Genomic DNA, 1,902 nt, shown 5'->3' with positions numbered 1-1,902 from the left:
ATGGGACTCAGCCCACCGCAAGTATCTCCATCCATCGTTGCATAACCGACAGAAGCTTCGGAACGATTGCTCGTGGCTAACAGTAACGCGTTCTTGATATTGGCCAACATCCAGATGCCGGGGCCACGACTTCGCGCTTGGATATTTTGAAGGGCGATATCATTTTTTTCCCAAGTGAGTTTTTCGCCTAGAGCTTTCTCGATGAGATTTTGGTATTCGTTTAAAACGCTGTCGACCGACCAATTGAAAAACACGCAGCCCACATCATTAGCTATACTTTGCGCCGCCTTTAATGTTCTCTCCGAACTATTCTTTGTTCCTTGGTAGGCGCATGTGATCATTGCCTTTGCAATTCCGGCAAGATCGGTGGCTTTTTGAGCCTCAGGAATGTAGTGGAGTTTTTTCTTGAGACCTTCAAGACTCAAATCTTTTTGTGCGAGCTCGAGGGCCACTCGGCAGAGAATCACCACTGCGGCTGAGTCCACTCCTCCACTTAAGGACACCACAAACCCGGCTTGACGACTTTTGCGCAGGAAATCGAAAAGGCCTAAACTGACTGAGCGAGTAAACTCCTCCTCTTTGATGTTTCCCTGGGTTTCCCAATCTTCGTACTTCATCGGAGGATTTTGGGTGTAGGTGCGCTTTGGAAATTGGAAATCACACGAGATCGCCTGGGCCGTTTTTTCGCCGGTCTCGGGCATGTAGCTGTAGGTGCGCGCCCGATTCACGCGATTGCTCTCGATCTCTATAACCTGCGATGTGATCTCAATATCGCGAAAGGAGAAACGCGGTCCCTGCGCCACGATCTCACCATGATTGGCAATTAGAACTCCACCGTCGTAGATGATACGGCCTGATTCGTTGCCGATCAGGTTACTATAAACGTAAGCCACATTGTAAGCGCGGGAACCCTCACAAACAAATCGCTTACGAGTATCAATTTTATTAAACGCAAAGTGACTGGCACTCGGATTGAGAATCACATCCACGGCTTTTCGTGCCAGTCCCACACCCGGACGATTCGCCACCCAAGCCTCTTCGCAAATCTCAAATCCCACTTTGATTCCACCGAGGTTAAAGTAGATATCTCCGAAGGGGTAAGTCTTGCCGTTCACCGTGATCGAGTCGACGCGTCCACTTTCCCAAGCCTTAAACCATCGCGGCTCGTAGTGGACTCCGTCGCCGGCCAGAGATTTCTTAGGAACAAATCCCAGAATTTTTCCATCGGCCACCATGGTCGTGCAGTTATAGATCACTCCGCGGTAGTACACAGGAAGACCAATAGACACCGCCATCTTATGGGTATCACCCGCGGCGATTTCTAAATTCTTCATCGCCTCTTCGCAAACATGCAAATTAAAAAATGCATCCTCGCAACCGTAACCCGTCAAACAAAGTTCGGGCAGACACAATAAACTAATGTCTTGCTGCCTCGCCATCTCGATCGCTTCGCGAACGCGGGCCAAGTTTCCCGATCCATCAAGGGGAGTCTGATTGAGAGCACAACCTGCCAATTTAATGTTGTTCATCGTAACATCCTTTTAAATAGTCCGAAAATAAACGATCGACCGATATCACTTTAAGAAATGGATCTTTCACCTTGAGAGCTCCGGGATGACTGTCGGTAGAAATCACATCTGAAATCAACCGACTGTCTTTAAATTTTTGGAGCGCGTTCCCGCTAAATAAACCGTGAGTAGTGATCACGGAAATCCGGGTCGCGCCTCCTTTTTTATACGCCTCAGCCGCTTGCAAAATCGAAGATCCAGATCGAATCATGTCATCGTAAATAATCACGTGTTGCCCTTGAACAGAAATATTAGTCCCGGAGACTGACACTTCACCCTGATCATTTCGGCGCTTATAAATAAAACAGGCGGGCACTTGCATATCGTTAGCGAG

2 protein-coding genes are annotated in these 1,902 nt (G+C 48.3%); both read right to left on the bottom strand.

Annotation, left to right across the window (positions count from 1 at the left end):
- The coding region (locus tag K2Q26_09920; GenBank protein MBY0315825.1) for a hypothetical protein at positions 1-1,529 on the bottom strand (1,529 nt) is incomplete at its 3' end.
- On the bottom strand, positions 1,516-1,902 hold a 387-nt coding region (locus tag K2Q26_09915), incomplete at its 5' end, for a hypothetical protein (protein ID MBY0315824.1). The genes K2Q26_09920 and K2Q26_09915, both read right to left, overlap by 14 nt.

The organism is Bdellovibrionales bacterium (genome assembly GCA_019750295.1).
Lineage (GTDB): Bacteria > Bdellovibrionota > Bdellovibrionia > Bdellovibrionales > JAGQZY01 > JAIEOS01.
The sequence above is the reverse complement of the archived record's forward strand: the minus strand, read 5'-3'. Positions and strand labels throughout refer to the sequence as shown.